This is a genomic window from Vibrio rubrogenes (assembly GCF_059641415.1).
The window spans coordinates 23,080-38,662 of record NZ_JCARSY010000011.1 but is presented as its reverse complement, the minus strand read 5'-3'; the positions used below and the strand labels follow the sequence as shown (position 1 = coordinate 38,662).

Genomic DNA, 15,583 nt, shown 5'->3' with positions numbered 1-15,583 from the left:
ACCAACCTTTGATTGTTAAAATTGTGACGTTGTTATTCTTTTTGCATATAGATTCACAGTCAATCTGGATAGACAGAGAATATATCCGGTAACCTTTGCTTTAGGGTCAGTACGACTCATCATATGCAAATAGAATTTGGCGAAGTAAACCAACTCCCAACAGGATTGTAAAGAAGGATTTTGATATTTCAATCACTGGAGAGCAATAACGGAACGAAAATACCTTCCGGACGAATGCTATATTGAACGAAACAATAAATATCGCACCAGACTGTGGATCATAAGACATGGAACAACTCGATTTTTTTGATATTCCCAGCCCTTGTATCCGTGTGTGTGAAGTGGATGAAAAAGGTTACTGTCGGGGCTGTATGAGAAACCGAGACGAACGTCTTCGTTGGTTGAAGATGAATTCGGCCGAGAAGATCCATGTCATTCAATTATGCAGAATGCGTTATCGTCGTAAAATGGCTAAAAAACAAGCCACTGGTGGTATAGATAAACACAACTCGGAAAGCCCGCAGCGAGATCTATTTTAAATGATATTTTTAGACAGATGCGGTGTGTTGTCTCACCAGCCTTTGATTACTTGCTGATGTGCCAGCGATCACTAACCCAACCGCCAACCTGCTCATCAAAATGATTGCCAGTAAAGTGACGGTGACCATCTGCTTTTTTGTCATGTCGGGGTTGTTCATGGAGTAGATGATGGATGTAGTTTGCCATCGGATCATCAGATTGGCTGTGTTGTTGTTTTTGGGCGACCTCCTTAATCATTTTTAGTCGATAGGTTGAACTTGAACGTTTCATGTGACCTCCTGTGTGTGAGTGTTGTACAAAAAATAGCCACTTTGTCTGGCTGCGTCAACTCGTACTATGTGAGTTCTCTATCATTTTTGATCTTGGGCAAAAAATACTATAAGACGAGTGAATACCCGTAATAACGCCATGTCTTGTAAAAGACTTGAAAAAAAAGAGATAGTCACAGGACTATCTCTCCGGGCAGTTATTTCGCGACGATTGTGTTTGTTGTGTCAGGTCAAATTAACGTGTTGTTTGCTGAAACTTTGTGGCAGCATCACGACAGTTTTTCTCAACATTACGCAGGTGTTTGGTCGTTTTCAGGAAATTCTCTCCAATCGTTTTCAGACCAGCGATAATTTGTTTTTGCGCTTGTGTTTCAGTATTCATCTTCAAATCCCCTCAATATAAAAACAAAAAGGCTAACGAGAGCATTGCTCATACGTTAGCCGAACTTACCGTTGTTAGAGACCTGAAGCAGAATGAATCGGAACTATTCTCTGTCTTAGCGATTCATCGCTTAGTGATTATTATTTTTGTGTCTGTTTTGCCTGTGATTGCGATGTTGTGTTTGATTGTTAGCTGCGAGTATAAGAGAAGCGTGGTGAGTCTCCGAGTTATTTCGAACAAAAAGTGTTCGGACTGGGAAGTGAGCTACAAATTTATGTACATTTTTTTAACGTTTCATAACAGGTTGCTTACCTATTATCATCATAGGGGGGGCGGGGATGAATAAAATAGCAAAACCCCGATGTTTGGTAGCCATCGGGGTTTCTGAATTGTAGATATTACGGTTGGTAAGGCCGACTATCTGTTATGCAAAAGGTGCTGGATTACTCCGGCTAATTCTCAAGAGAATCAGATACGGATGAAGTCCATGTGTGTTACTTTTGGCTTGAACACGTGACGTTGAACATCTTGTGGTTTAACCTTTACTTCTGCGCCGTCAATCACAAGAGTGATTGCTTCGTAGAATTCAGGCTTGTCCATTTGGTTGATGATATCATCATGGTTCAGTGCGATAGATACAGGGGCTGCATCACCACCGTAAACGATAGCTGGGAATTGACCAGCATGACGTAGGCGGCGGCTCGCACCTTTACCTAGTTCAGTACGTACGACTGCTTCAAATTTCATATTATTTACTCTCAAAATTAGTAAATGGTTTGGTTAAGTCTGGCAATGCGACCTTGCCAGACGTAGTTCGTTTCACACAGATAATGAAACGAGCGCGGATACTACCATTCTCTGCTTTCATGGGCAATAAGTATCTTGTGGCCTAAGATTTTTGGCTCAGTTCATCGGCAAAAATCTTGTCTCTCAGCTTCCAGAAACGGCCCGATTTTCGGGCAATCACAAATTGTGACAACCGGAAACGATGTTGATGGGCAACCACGCGACTCGGTGATGATTCGTAGAATGGCCGGTGTTTATCGGCCAGATGCGGTCTGACGAAGCGTTGCTGAAACAGCCGCTTCTGCTTTTGAGTGGTTAAAGGCCAAAATTCATGAACCTGAGCCTGATTTTCGCCGTGGTAAGTGATTTTAAGCTGGTTCTTACCTTGATTGTCTTTATGTAGGCTGAGCTCCATGTTCAGGCATTCGAAGACTAATGCATCTTTCAGGTTGAGTGCTTCTTTCAGTTTCTTATCCGGATCGACCAGTATGGTCTGGCACTCATGGCAGACGCGGGCTGCAATATCATTGTCGGCTCCGCATTCATGACAATATTTTGCCCGGAAACGATAGCCACAATGATGACGCTCTTGCGTGTCTTCATCCGTAAAGTAACCCTGACACCGTCGCCCGTAATGTTCGATCAGAAATCCACCGCCATCTAACTTACCCCAAAAGTTATTGTTAAAACCACATGCAGGGCAGGGAACGGTAACAATCTCACTTTGACTGTCGGGTTTGGGCTCTCCGACCTCAGGTTGTTCGAGATCGTATTGATTTCCGGCATAGTCGAGGATCAGGCAGTCCTGCTTACCGGGGGAAAGGCGTAATCCCCGGCCGATAATTTGCTGATACAGACTGACAGATTCAGTCGGGCGCAGAATCGCGATTAAATCCACATGAGGCGCATCAAATCCTGTGGTTAGGACGGAGACATTGACCATATATTTCAACTGGCGCTGTTTAAATTGCCGGATGAGCTGATCTCGCTCTTGGGACGGTGTTTCCCCGGTGATAATCGCTGTCTCTGATTCGGGCAGTAGTGCATAGATTTCTCGGGCATGATGAACGGTTGCGGCAAAGATCATCACGCCCTGTCGGTGTTCAGCTTGCTGAATGACCTGTGCAATAATCTGTGGGGTGGCGCGTTTGGCTTGGGAAATCACCTTGTCCAGCTCCGAGGTTTTATACACCCCGGTTGACATCGGTTTGACCTGAGAAAAGTCATAACTGAGCACCGGGGCATCAATTAACTTTGCAGGCGTTAAAAAACCTTCATCTAGCAGATAATGAATCGGCAGTTCGAAAATACAATCCCGGAAGAAACGGGGATCTTCACTGCGCACCTGACCGCGGGTATGGTATTGGTAGATCCAGCCCATGCCGAGTCGGTACGGAGTCGCGGTTAAGCCAAGAATTTTAATACCGGGATTATTGGCCTGCAGATGTGTGATGACTTTCTGGTAACTGCTGTCTTGATTATCCGGTACACGATGGCATTCATCGATGACGAGTAACGAAAACTGATGACTAAATGCCGATAAGTGACGAGAAACGGATTGCACCGAGGCAAACACGACTTGTTGATCGGTTTCTTTTCTGCCAAGTCCGGCAGAAAAAATGGCACCATTGAGGCCGTACCCTTCATATTTTTCATGATTTTGCTCGACCAGCTCTTTGACATGAGCCAGCACAAGAACCCGTCCTTTTGCCACTCGGGCCAGTTCAGCAATGACAAGGCTTTTCCCCGCACCGGTCGGCAAGACAATCACTGCCGGTGTATGGTGATGACGAAAATAATGGATGACTGCTTTCACAGCATCACTTTGGTAAGGACGAAGTGTATACATAGATTCAATTATTTAAGAAAAATGTGAAACTGCTCAACTAATGGCTGATAGGTGGCTATAATAGCGCACTTCAATATCATGAGGTACGCATGCGTCTGGATAAATTTTTATGTGATGCTTTAGGCATCACACGTAAAGAAGCGACGGGAGTCATCAAACAGGGTGAAGTCTGTGTCAATGAACAGGTTCAAAAAAGTGGCGCGCTGAAACTGACAGCTACAGATGAGGTCACTTGGCAGGAGCAACCGGTACGGTTGCACGGGCCGAAGTATATCATGCTGTATAAACCTGAAGGTTATGTGTGTTCTCACGAAGATGGTTTTAATGAAACTGCTTTTATGTTGCTTGATGAACCCCATCTGAAGCATTTGCATTTTGCGGGCCGGTTGGATGTTGATACAACCGGACTGGTGTTGATTACCGATGATGGTCAGTGGTCTCATCGCGTTACCTCTCCTAAGCATCAATGTGGCAAAGTCTATCGTGTATGGCTGGCCGATCCGATTTCGGAGGATGCTGTTACCCAATTTAAACAGGGTATTCAATTACGCAATGAGCGAGAACTGACTTTACCGGCACAGCTTGAAATTCTCGGTGAAAAGGAAGCACGCCTGAAAATTTATGAAGGTAAATATCATCAGGTGAAACGCATGTTTGCTGCAATTGGCAACAAAGTCGTCGGGCTACACCGGGAGCAAGTCGGACAAATCCGTCTTGATGATACGCTGGTACCGGGCGAGTCTCGTTATCTGACCGAGGCAGAAGTACAGTCTGTCTGGGAAACGCAGTCTGCGGATGATTAGTCCCTAATACATGTTGATGAATATGATGTGTTCATCTGAACGATGGCGATAACCTAAATAGGAGTTTTATGAGTACCGAACACGCATTAAAAGACAGTTCTCCCCGGATGGACTTATTACTTTTTATCATTTTAGGTGCGATTGGTGCGATTACACCATTAGCGATTGATATGTATCTGCCAGCGATGCCCGTGATTGCCCGTGATTTAGGCGTGAGCGCCGGATCCGTTCAGATGACCTTAACGGCCTACACGATCGGATTTACCGTGGGACAGCTGATTCAAGGCCCGTTTTCAGATAGTTATGGTCGTCGTCCGGTCATGCTGCTTGGGCTCGCATTATTCGGTTTGTGTTCAGTCATCTGTGCCAGCGTCAATGATATCCAAGCCTTGACTTATGTCCGTGCTGCGCAGGGATTTGCAGGGGCTGCTGCCGCGGTGGTGATTCAAGCGGTGGTGCGTGACATGTTTAACCAAGAAAATTTTGCCAAAGCAATGTCTTTTATTACCTTGGTGATCACACTTGCACCACTGGTTGCACCCATGCTGGGGGGGCATCTGGCGGTCTTGTTCGGTTGGCGTGCGATTTTCTGGGTACTGACGGGATTTGCGTTGGTCGTGATTGTCATGGTGATGTGGAAAATTCCTGAAACCTTAAAAGAAGAAAATCGTCAGCGATTAAATCTCAAACAGACGCTGAGCAACTATTGGCAGTTATGCCAGTCATCTTGGTCTCTTGGGTTGATGCTTTGTGGCGGATTCTCTTTTGCCGGGATGTTCTCTTTCTTGACGGCAGGCTCGTTTGTTTACATTGATATTTATGGCGTGAGCCCAGACAAATTCGGTTATCTGTTTGGTCTCAATATTCTGGGCATTATGTTGATGACCAGCATCAATAGCCGCTTTGTCAAAAAGGTTGGCTCAATCATGATGCTCCGTCTTGGGCTATCAATTCAGTTTCTGGCCGGGCTCGGATTACTGATCGGTTGGTTTTTTGATTGGGGATTATGGGGAACCGTACCGTTTGTCGTACTATTTATCGGAATGATTTCAACTATCGGAAGTAATGCCATGGGGCTACTCATGAGTGGTTATCCGCATATGGCTGGTACCGTCTCTTCATTGGCTGGTACTTTTCGTTTTGGTGTCGGCTCGGTTGTCGGGGTCATTGTCGCGGCAATGCCCGGAGATGCAGTCTGGCCGATGGTGTTCAGTATGGCGGTCTGTTCAGTTTTGTCCGGACTGAGTTATTGGATGTCTGCAAAAGGGTCAAGGGGAGCATGATGGCATATCATGAAGAAATTCAGCGGCTGGTGAATGCTGCGTTGACCGAATTAACGCAAGCACATCAACGCGGTCAACTGGTTGATGCACCGGTGGCCAATAATCATTTTCTGATTCGCTGGGTGACCAATGCTTTAAAACAGCAACGTTTTCACCGTTGTGTCGTTAATGACCTGACGGGGTGGCAGAAAGCCGGACGCTCTCAGGGCAATCATGCCGGTTTGGAACGGGTATTTCAGCGGATATCCGCCTATTATCGCCTTTTTTTCGCCACTGATGTGCCTGCCGGGCAGCCAATTACCGATCAACAGATTGAGCAGTTCCTCGATACCATGACCGAAGCGGGTTGGGAGATCTCCACTTCGGAACCCTTGGTGGGTTGCGGTAAAGTGCAGTTATTCACGGAAAGTCCCAATTCGTTAGCGCTTTGCGCGCAACAGTGTGAAGCTTGTTTTGATGGCGCGCTCCTGACTCAACCGATGAGTTTCTTTGTGCGAGGTAACCATTCAAAGTTCGTAGATCAGGCATGGCAAGCTGGCCTTATGGTTCATAAACGAACCGATTATAAATCCAACGTAAAATACCACGGCGAGTATTTGATCTATCCCGGTAATCGCGGAGAACAGCTGGCCGAAATCCCCCTTGGATTTCAGGTGGATTAAGTTCATGTGAGCGGGGGAAGTGGCATTTTGTATGTCGGTATATTCATCAAGGCATGGGTTCAATTGCGGAATCGATAATGAACAATATCAATTGGGATGATCTGAAGTATTTTCTGGCACTTTATGAAACCGGCAAGGTCAGTACCGCAGCACATCGGCTGAGCGTCAACTACGCGACGGTATCAAGACGTATCGACCGGCTGGAAGATGCTTTAAAGTTGAAACTGTTCAATCGCACCGGTGATGGGTTCTTATCCACCATTGAAGGGAAGCTATTATATGAACGAACTATCAGCCTGAGAGATAATATTAACAATCTCTCTGAATCACTTTCGCCTGATACGCGATTTAACCAAAATATTAAGATCTCAATGGTGCCATTTTTGGCTGAACAGTTTGTCATCGAAAAATTGAAACATCTGCACACTCGTTTTCCTGAACTGCGCTTTGAAATGGATACGTCCAATCGAAATGTGAATATTGCCAAACAGGAAGCGGATATTGCATTAAGAATGGAGCTTCCCGAAACAGGAGAATCAATCTGCAAAAAATTGGGTGAAGTCGAGTTTGTATTGTCCGGAACCGATGATTGGATAGAACGACTGCGCAATCATGAACCGGTGAATATCGTCACCTACACGGCTGAGTTGAGCCATCTGCCAGAATGCCAGTATCTGATTGACCGATTCGGCACGAAGTCGATCAAGATCCAAACTGATACGGTTGCCGCACAAAGAAAAGCAGCCGAACATGGTTACGGCATCGCTTTACTGCCGAAGGTAGCGCTGCGGTCGAGCCCCTTATCTACAGTCAAACCAGAGATAGCGATTACACGGGAAGTCTGGCTGTTAACCACTAAAAAAACCATGTCATCAACCGCGAAAAAACTCGTCATGGAAGAGTTGGTTAAAATTTTCCACAATGAGCTACAAGGCGAGTCCTGAAATAGAAATCTTATTTGAAGTCCACATTCATTTTTGCACATCACACCTGCATCAATAGCAATTAACTCACATTGCCGGGTCGGTATAATAGCCATTGTTTTAACAGGAGAAACAAATATGGCTAAACTCAATACACTGCGCAATATTGCCGGACTTCCGGATCATCAAATTGATTGGAGCAATGCCGTTGTTCTTTTCATCGATTATCAAAATGAGTATGTTGATGGGATCTTGTCTTTAAATGAAGCTGGTGTGACGCCTCTGGGAAAGGCCAAAGCATTGCTTGAGACAGCCCGGACTCAGTCTGCACCGATTTTCCATATCTTACATAAAGCCAGTGCGGCTTCCCCGGTATTTAACTGTGAGTCTCGTTTATCTGATGCGATTGATGCTGTCAAACCAACAGACAATGAAACCGTCATCCATAAAACCCTGCCGAATTCATTCTTTAAGACGGAGCTTGAGGCGTTATTAGCACACACCGGCCGTCAACAATTGATCATCGTCGGTTTTATGAGCCATATGTGTGTCACGGCGACAACCATTAAAGCCGTAGAATTAGGTTACGATGTGATTGTTTGTGAAGACGCCTGTGCCTCACGACCCCTGCCAGATCAGCATGGTAATCCAATCAATGAGCATCTGGTTCACTCGGTAGCAATGGCCGCGTTGCGTGACCGTTATGCTTCAATTCAGTCTCTGGCTGATTTGCTCTAAATCGGTTCAGAATAAGTCTGAACTCAAAAGACCTGCACTTTTAATCGGGCAGGTTTTTGTTATTGGCTCTGTAAAAAACGCTATCACTGGCGGGTTTTGTTGTAGAGACTCAGGCTAAAATTGATGAAGCTATTCTTGCGGCCTTTAAAGAAAAAGACAACCCGAAAGGCATCGTAGCGGAAATGGCAAATGAAGTTAACAAACAGCATGCATCGGTACCGCAAAAGAATAAGGCTGTGTAAGTCTAAAGCTGAAGTGGGGGCTGAAATACTAGGCTATAAAGTTGATTTCGCATTTGGAATGTGTGATCAGATTTTCACGATAACTAACTAAAGTTATTTCGGTGACCTCATCTCAACGGCACATTAGCTGCGTGAGCAGTTAATGTGTGGAAAATGGATTAGATTGATTTTTATTCATACGGTTTATGTCTAAATACTGAATAGCTACCGATTACCCTCAGTGGTAATCGGTCTGTTATCTCTTAAGTGATTTCGACTAGTAATCAGCAGTACTCAACCACAGCACCAGAAACAGCAGCTAATCACTGGACTGGTATTCATACTGAAACCGGAAAAACCAACGGCACATTGGATTACAGCGCGGCTCTGGTATGCGTTAGGGCTGCGAGTTGGGTTAGTAGAATAGGATGTGAATCTAGCTGGTTACTGTCGGGATTGTCACGGCTGTCAGAACCGTCGCAACTGTCAGGACAACAGGAAAAATGTATCTACTGCCGCCGCCGTCGGCAAACTGGACGGAAAACCTAAATAGGAAATTTACATTAGGGTTCGTGTCCAGCTCGGTATCTAGCCAAAATCGCAGCTAAAGACCGGATAGAGATCGGACCGACGACGCCGTCGCGATAACTACAGAAACTACATCATGCAGGAAGTCAGGCAGGATAAGCCTTAGAGCGAGATTACAGGGCCAGTCTGGTGTGACCGACCCAGCGATCTAGGATTTTAGAGTGGTGGTTGGAGGTGTGGCGATCTTAGATTTCAGTTTTTTGAGCTCTTCAAATGTAACATCAGGCTTATAAATGCATTTCTTTACCATTGGACCATGAATTATAACTTCAGAACCTTTCCTCTTTGTTTGAGCTGTATAAGTCAGACCAAATGGTTGAGGGTTGAACTCAGAGTAAATACATGAGATCTCAGGCGTGTTGTCATAGGTAACCATCCAAGGTTGCTGGATCCTAATAACAGCCTGATATAATTCGTAGTGGTCTTTATGCTCATAAAAATTTTGATACAAGCCTTTCCCTTTTACATAATAGGGTGGATCGATATTCACAAGAGCTTTCGAGTCGATATCTTTTAAATTCTCATTTATAAATTGAACAGCATCCAGTTTTGTCAATGTTATATCATCTCTTCTAAAGGCAATCGCTCGGATCTTATCTATTAGAGCATATTTATTGAAACGGCAGTCAAGTTTATAGTTGCCTTGCTGCTCAAGTCCCCCAATAACTCCCGCTTTTATTATTCCTGATCTATTTGTTCTGTTGAGGAAAAAGGTTGAGAATCCCAATTCTAAAATCGTTGCATCTTTAGATTGTTGAACCTCTCTCTGTTTATGCCACTCATCTATTGTTACATTTACGTCGGTGATCATTTGGCATAAATCGTCGGTATGATTAAGTACACTGAACCAAAAAGCATGAATGGAAGGGTTGAGATCATTGATAAAGACTTTACTCACGTGTCCTTCCAACAAAAGGTACCATGCAATCGCACAACCTCCAGCAAAAGGTTCAACATATGCTCCGCCATGCAAGTCGTTGATCTTCAATGTTTCCAGAACATATGCTGTAAGTTTCGATTTGCCACCTGGGTATCTTAATGGAGAATAAAACATTAGTGCTCTCTCATGCCTATAAGCTCACTCATAAGGGGCGTAAGCATATCCCAGAAGCTATTGACAAATCCAGCGTCACATTTATGTGTTTCATGACCATGAACAAAACTATTTAACGTATCCAAGCTGTGCTCGTTGCTAGGCTGCAGAAGTTTGCTTACACATTTATTAGCCTTTTTACACTCCAAATGATCATTTTGAATGAACTTTAATCTCTGCAAAAGAACTGTATGGTCGTAATTACTGTTATATTTCTGGGCTATATTTTGCTCAAGCTTTTGTTTTTTAATATATTCATCAACAGATAAATCAAGAAAAACTCTCAACGATGAAGCGGCTATGTGCGTATACTTTTTCACAGGAATTTGTGTCAACTCATAAAAAATTGCATTGATACGCTTACTTTTGGCACTTATACGAACTGTTGATGCATCGATCATTCGTAATCTGTTACGCGGAGGAGCTTTCTTCAGCGGTGTTGGATTTGGTTCGGGATTTGTGTTGGAGTCAGCATTGCCACCATTAGTAGGTGACGTTTGTTCTTTACTATCCTGGTGTCCTTGTTCTCCGCTACTTTGAGAGTTACCATGTGGTTTCGTTTGTTCGGTTTCTTCCTCGCCAAAAACGACCTTGGGTAGGTGGTTAAGAATATCTTTATTTCGTTGTGGAATGGTACGTGTGTTGACATCGAATCCTAAATCATTGGCTGTCACACCGAACATTAGCTTTAGAAATCCAGCGTAAGCAACTAAAAAGCTGTTCATATTTGATGATATAACTACGGATTCCTCATCGAAAGACACACCCCAAGCTTGCTTTACATCTTCACTAGTAAACCATCGTTCTAAGATGGAAATATTGATACTTCGGCTATAGATTAACTCTTTCTCTTCCGGGGTCATAAAGGATAACACCTTGTCATGAGTGGCCCAGTCTCGAATCGTTACGAAACGAATAGCATCAAATATAGCTTTTCTTGTGAAATTAGTTTTTTCAATTAATAGGTCAGCATCGTGATTGTAATCATCGTACAACTCTACGATATATCGCATTTGCTGAAGACGATCCCAGCGCTTGTGTGTTGCCCCAGAAACGGCATGGCGTTCCAAAATATACCATCTAGCATCTTCGTAGCTAGGAGCTAAGCAAACAGGTATTTTTTCAACAGCGTATTTATCAAATTTAGATGCCTGTTGCCTGATAAACTGTCGAATTGAGCTTGGAGCTAAATGTGGTTGTCTGAGTAATTTTAAGGCTAATACACGACGATTACCTTCGGCCACAGTGTATTTACCATCTTCATTCTTCCATACGACAATAGGGTCAAAGCTTCTAAATCCATGTTTCACAATTGATTTCACTAGGTCATAAAAGTCATCTTTGTCAGTTTTGAAGCTAATGATATCGTCGGCGAAGTCGGACACCTTAATTTTTGTTACCGCACTTTCTCCGTCGAAACGAGGGTTACCTTTCCATAGTTTTAAGTAATCTACAGACCGACGAACACGCTTTTCCCACCATTCTTTTTCTTCTTGCATTGACGTTTTTCCAATAAGACAACTGATTGCACAATAATAAAACACTAAGCTATACGTGTTAAGCATTCCGTTCAGTATTTAGATGTTGATAACTAAATGCAAAGACGTTCGGATTGAATTAGCAACCACATATCCCCACCCCAAAAAAACAGCGAGCAACATACCCATTAATGTTATGGTCTCTTCTAAGTCTGGTCTACATGGAAAGTTTGTTTATAAAAATTAGAGACCCATTTTTCCCTGAGACAACAAAAGATGATGAAAAATTAGGGAAATATTTTTCAGGTTTAATGAATGATGTAGGTCAAAATAGACGAAAAGTAGCAAGAGTGTATGGAGTAAAAATATAAAACCTAATCATATTTGACTACGCCCATACAAGGCGTTTAAGTGCTTGGCCGAAAAACGATGGGTTCTCTCCCAATTTAGCGGACACATCTAAAAAGACACAGTTATGCTCTAGGAGGAAACTTGACGGTAGTATCTAAGGAAAATGCAGAACATTATTTGTGGGGTGAGGCATGTGATGGTTGGCACTTGGTCAAGTCGAAGAGTCTTAGCGTAATCCAAGAGCGAGTCCCTTCGGGTTGTAGTGAGGTGCGCCATTTGCATGAGCAATCAGAACAGTTTTTCTTTGTTCTGTCTGGTTGTGCCACATTAGAAGTGAATGGTGAAACTTTTGAGTTAAAAGAGAACCAAGGGCTACATGTGCCTAGTAACACACCACATCAGTTAAGTAATCGAACTCAAACAGATTTGCATTTTGTGGTGACATCGACTCCACCAAGTCATGGTGATCGTATTGAAGTACAAGGATCACAAGAGTCTTAAATCGGGTGTAGCGGATTCTCAACACCCGATATTGACTACCGCTCCGCTTTCCTGCAAATACGCTTGACCATACCTTTGAAAATAAACAGGTGCGCCGGCATCATCACGAACCAATAGAGCAGGCCGTAAAATCCTTGTGGGTGCCACCATGCCCGGATGTCTAAGGTGCGGTGGGTGCCTTCATCCGTGATTGAACATTCCAGTCGGCCGAGTCCCGGGGCTTTCATGCCGAATAGCAGCGAGAGAAACTGACCCGGCTCGCAGCGAATCACCTTCCACGAATCAATATAATCACCGACCTTCAGCTGGTCGCCTTGCGGGGCTCTTCTGACTGGTTTGCCGCCGCCGAAAAAGAAGTCGAGCCATTCCCGGGTTCGCCATAAGCTATTGGCGAAAAAATAACCTTCCGGCCGTTGGCCTATGCGCCGAATCACTGCCCAGAGTTGTTCTGTCGTTGCTGTGGTTTGACACGTTGCGCCAGCCTGCTTGGGATAATAGCCATAACCCGGCTGCCAGCGATTGAGTGCGTGTGGGTCGAATCCCCAAACCTGACTCCGGACAAAACGTCCTTCCCGGGCAATAGTTTGCTGCACAGCGTCGCTGTAGCTGAGTAACTTTTGTGGGTAAAGCTCGGTGATTGCGCGGTTATCGGCCACATAATCATGGGTCAGGCCAGCCAGTAATGCTTTACCGATACTGCTGGGCACTGAGGTAATCATACCGAGCCAGTAGGAAGCAATTTGGGGTGTCAGTAAACGGGTTGACCAGAGACGGAAAGGTTGGCCGGCCATCTGGCAAATAATTTTGAATTGCTCGCGATAGCTGAGCACTTCCGGGCCACCGATTTCAAATAACTGATGTCCGGTCGGGGAGGACTCTGCAAAACGCAGTAAATAATAATTCAGGTTTTCCAGCGCGATCGGATTGGCTTTTGAATCCACCCACTTGGGAGTGATGAGGATCGGCAGGTTGTAGACAAAGTCACGCATAATTTCAAACGCAGCGGATCCTGGACCAATTACGACACCGGCCCGCAGTTCAGTGATCGGGATTGAAAGCCGCCGCAGACACTCTCCGGTCATTTTTCGGGCTTTGAGGTGTTCAGAGTGCCCCGACTCCGGTTGAATGGCACTGAGATAGATAATGTGCTCAATGTGGCTGTGTTCTGCCGCCTGTCTGAAGTTCTCTGCCAACTGTAATTCGTAGTCAAAAAAATCACCGCCGTAAGCCATGCCATGGACGAGAAAATAGACCAGATCAAAGTGAGGAATCAGTGCCTGTGTCGCGTCTGAGTCGGCTAAATCAAGATATGCGAGCTGAAGGTTAGGGTGGGATTCCAGACGGGCTTTCAATGACTCAACATGACGCGTCGCGGCTGTGACGGTGTAACCTTGTGCCAGCAGGTGGGGGACAAGTTGTGAACCGATGTAACCGGATGCACCGAGGACGAGTACATTTTTCATAAATAATCCATAAGTCGTGGGTGATGGCAAAGACGGTGATTCAGTCTACTGATATGAATCGTGATTAGCATACAGAATACACTTTGGGGTGTCACTGGCCCATGTTATACTTGAACCGTTTTTCAGTTTTTCTGAGTCTGTAAATTCTCCTGAGTCACCATTGACTTAGGGAAACGATCCTATCACCGGAGTAGATACGCTTTTGTCTAAGATTATCACAATTCTTTCCTCGGTTCGGGGCAATTTTGTGCGTCAGTTGATTGCGATTGCAATCCCAATTGCTGTGCAAAATATTTTATTTTCCAGCCGGGGGTTGGTGGATGTCATTATGCTGGGACAACTGGGCGAAGCGGAGATCGCTGCGGTCGGTGTTGCTGCCAGAGCGACATTTGTCTCGACAATTATGCTGGTTGGTGTAACAACCGGCGGGGCGTTGCTCACCGCTCAATATTGGGGAGCCGTGAATAAGCAGGGGGTTCGCGAAAGTACCGCGTTAACCTGTCTGGTCTCAATGTTTTTTGCCACCATCACCGTGTTACTGTTTATGCTGTTCTCGGAATCGGTGATGTCGGTGGCGACCGATTCGCCTGATGTCATTCGCTTAGGAAGCGAGTATCTACAGATTACGTCGGTCAGTATGTATGCTGTGGCGATGGTCAGCAGTATGGCCGTCGGGTTGCGAGCAATGCATAAACCGGGGATCAGCACTTTCTTCAGTGCCATTGGTATCGGTTCAAATGTGGTGTTGAACTGGGTCTTGATCTTCGGTCATTTCGGGTTACCTGCGATGGGGATTGCCGGGGCTGCGATTGCTACGGTCCTCAGTGGTGTGATCGAAATTGTGACCTTGTATGGTTACCTTTATCGAAAACAGCATTTATTGGCGTTTGGATGGTATGACGTGGTAGCCGCAGTGAATTTGCGCAAGGTGAAGCGCTTTTTGCAGCTCTCATTGCCAACCACCTTTAACTTCTTGATTTGGTCGGGCGGGTTGTTTGCTTATCATGCCATTATGGGACTGAGTGGGGTGCAAGGGCTGGCGGCGTTATCGGTGATGACGCCGGTTGAATCGATTTCGCTCAGTTTTATGATCGGCATTTCCAGTGCCGCAGCGGTTCTGGTCGGTAATCAACTGGGTGCGAAAGAATATGAAAAAACCTATGATCAGGCCATTGCATTGACGATTCTGTGTGTCTTTGCCAGTATCGTTGTCGCGATCTTGTTGTACTTATTGCAAACCCCAGTGTTAAATGCATTTTCTGCTTTAACGCCGGAAACCCGCGCGTTGGCTGAAAAATTTATTGCAATTCTGAGTATTGGCATTGTGCTACGTTCTTTTCCGATGTCTGCGATTGTCGGTGTGTTGCGTGCCGGCGGAGATGTGAAATTCTGTCTGTATCAGGATATATGTGCCCAGTGGGTGATTGGTATTCCGGTGACAGCCATCGTCGCTGTGATGTTCCATGCACCGCCGGAGTGGGTGTATCTGGCCTTTCTGACTGAGGAATGCGTGAAATGGATTGGCTCGATTCCACGCATACGAAGTAAGAAATGGATGAGAAATCTGATAGAAACGGATGTGTGATTAACACCGCAAACTACTTTCTCCATTATGGTTTTTAGTGTAGATTCACACACCGAGATGTGTGAGAG

16 protein-coding genes are annotated in these 15,583 nt (G+C 45.0%); 9 read left to right on the top strand and 7 right to left on the bottom strand.

Annotated elements, in window-relative coordinates; genetic code table 11:
• Positions 1 to 287 precede the first annotated feature (287 nt).
• Positions 288 to 539 (top strand): DUF1289 domain-containing protein, encoded by a 252-nt coding sequence (locus AC55NX_RS10075; RefSeq protein WP_496995612.1) that lies wholly within the window; start codon positions 288 to 290, stop codon positions 537 to 539.
• 46 nt (positions 540 to 585) lie between these two features.
• Here the strand turns inward: AC55NX_RS10075 and AC55NX_RS10070 are convergent, their stop codons facing one another.
• The 4 genes from AC55NX_RS10070 to radD all read right to left on the bottom strand — a co-directional run bounded on the left by AC55NX_RS10070 (position 586) and on the right by radD (position 3,826).
• Positions 586 to 810, bottom strand: coding sequence for a hypothetical protein (locus AC55NX_RS10070; RefSeq protein WP_496995611.1), 225 nt, complete (start codon positions 808 to 810; stop codon positions 586 to 588).
• A gap of 234 nt (positions 811 to 1,044) precedes the next feature.
• Positions 1,045 to 1,191 carry a hypothetical protein gene (locus tag AC55NX_RS10065; RefSeq protein WP_157371865.1) on the bottom strand — a complete coding sequence of 49 codons (147 nt, stop codon included), beginning with the start codon at positions 1,189 to 1,191 and terminating at the stop codon, positions 1,045 to 1,047.
• 468 nt (positions 1,192 to 1,659) lie between these two features.
• Positions 1,660 to 1,938, bottom strand: a complete 279-nt coding sequence (rplY, locus tag AC55NX_RS10060; RefSeq protein ID WP_496995610.1) for a 50S ribosomal protein L25 — start codon at positions 1,936 to 1,938, stop codon at positions 1,660 to 1,662.
• Positions 1,939 to 2,080: 142 nt separating this feature from the next.
• Positions 2,081 to 3,826 carry a DNA repair helicase RadD gene (radD, locus tag AC55NX_RS10055; RefSeq protein WP_496995609.1) on the bottom strand — a complete coding sequence of 582 codons (1,746 nt, stop codon included), beginning with the start codon at positions 3,824 to 3,826 and terminating at the stop codon, positions 2,081 to 2,083.
• A gap of 89 nt (positions 3,827 to 3,915) precedes the next feature.
• Between radD and rsuA the strand changes: the two genes are divergently transcribed.
• The 5 genes from rsuA (at position 3,916) to AC55NX_RS10030 (ending at position 8,235) form a co-directional block, all read left to right on the top strand.
• Positions 3,916 to 4,629 (top strand): 16S rRNA pseudouridine(516) synthase RsuA, encoded by a 714-nt coding sequence (gene rsuA / locus AC55NX_RS10050; protein WP_496995608.1) that lies wholly within the window; start codon positions 3,916 to 3,918, stop codon positions 4,627 to 4,629.
• A 68-nt stretch (positions 4,630 to 4,697) separates the two neighbouring features.
• A complete protein-coding gene (locus AC55NX_RS10045) occupies positions 4,698 to 5,912 on the top strand; it encodes a Bcr/CflA family multidrug efflux MFS transporter (RefSeq protein ID WP_496995607.1) in 1,215 nt (404 codons plus the stop codon).
• The gene (locus tag AC55NX_RS10040; protein WP_496995606.1) at positions 5,909 to 6,574 is read left to right on the top strand and encodes a DUF2913 family protein; all 666 of its coding nucleotides are present in this window, start codon (positions 5,909 to 5,911) and stop codon (positions 6,572 to 6,574) included. The genes AC55NX_RS10045 and AC55NX_RS10040 overlap by 4 nt, the downstream gene beginning before the upstream one ends.
• A gap of 77 nt (positions 6,575 to 6,651) precedes the next feature.
• Positions 6,652 to 7,518 (top strand): LysR family transcriptional regulator, encoded by an 867-nt coding sequence (locus AC55NX_RS10035; protein ID WP_496995605.1) that lies wholly within the window; start codon positions 6,652 to 6,654, stop codon positions 7,516 to 7,518.
• A gap of 117 nt (positions 7,519 to 7,635) precedes the next feature.
• Positions 7,636 to 8,235, top strand: a complete 600-nt coding sequence (locus AC55NX_RS10030) for an isochorismatase family protein (RefSeq protein WP_496995604.1) — start codon at positions 7,636 to 7,638, stop codon at positions 8,233 to 8,235.
• Between the two features lie 957 nt (positions 8,236 to 9,192).
• On the opposite strand, the gene AC55NX_RS10025 is transcribed toward AC55NX_RS10030, so the two are convergent.
• Both AC55NX_RS10025 and AC55NX_RS10020 read right to left on the bottom strand, forming a co-directional pair.
• Positions 9,193 to 10,098, bottom strand: coding sequence for a DNA adenine methylase (locus AC55NX_RS10025; protein ID WP_496995603.1), 906 nt, complete (start codon positions 10,096 to 10,098; stop codon positions 9,193 to 9,195).
• Positions 10,098 to 11,636, bottom strand: a complete 1,539-nt coding sequence (locus AC55NX_RS10020; RefSeq protein WP_496995602.1) for a ParB/Srx family N-terminal domain-containing protein — start codon at positions 11,634 to 11,636, stop codon at positions 10,098 to 10,100. The genes AC55NX_RS10025 and AC55NX_RS10020 overlap by 1 nt, the downstream gene beginning before the upstream one ends.
• Positions 11,637 to 11,836: 200 nt before the next feature.
• On the opposite strand from AC55NX_RS10020, the gene AC55NX_RS10015 reads away from it, so the two are divergent.
• Positions 11,837 to 11,986, top strand: coding sequence for a hypothetical protein (locus AC55NX_RS10015; RefSeq protein ID WP_496995601.1), 150 nt, complete (start codon positions 11,837 to 11,839; stop codon positions 11,984 to 11,986).
• Between the two features lie 121 nt (positions 11,987 to 12,107).
• Positions 12,108 to 12,467 (top strand): cupin domain-containing protein, encoded by a 360-nt coding sequence (locus AC55NX_RS10010; protein WP_496995600.1) that lies wholly within the window; start codon positions 12,108 to 12,110, stop codon positions 12,465 to 12,467.
• 35 nt (positions 12,468 to 12,502) lie between these two features.
• Here the strand turns inward: AC55NX_RS10010 and AC55NX_RS10005 are convergent, their stop codons facing one another.
• Positions 12,503 to 13,930 (bottom strand): DUF2867 domain-containing protein, encoded by a 1,428-nt coding sequence (locus tag AC55NX_RS10005; RefSeq protein ID WP_496995599.1) that lies wholly within the window; start codon positions 13,928 to 13,930, stop codon positions 12,503 to 12,505.
• Positions 13,931 to 14,132: 202 nt separating this feature from the next.
• Between AC55NX_RS10005 and AC55NX_RS10000 the strand changes: the two genes are divergently transcribed.
• Positions 14,133 to 15,515 (top strand): MATE family efflux transporter, encoded by a 1,383-nt coding sequence (locus tag AC55NX_RS10000; RefSeq protein ID WP_496995598.1) that lies wholly within the window; start codon positions 14,133 to 14,135, stop codon positions 15,513 to 15,515.
• The last annotated feature ends 68 nt before the right edge of the window (positions 15,516 to 15,583 follow it).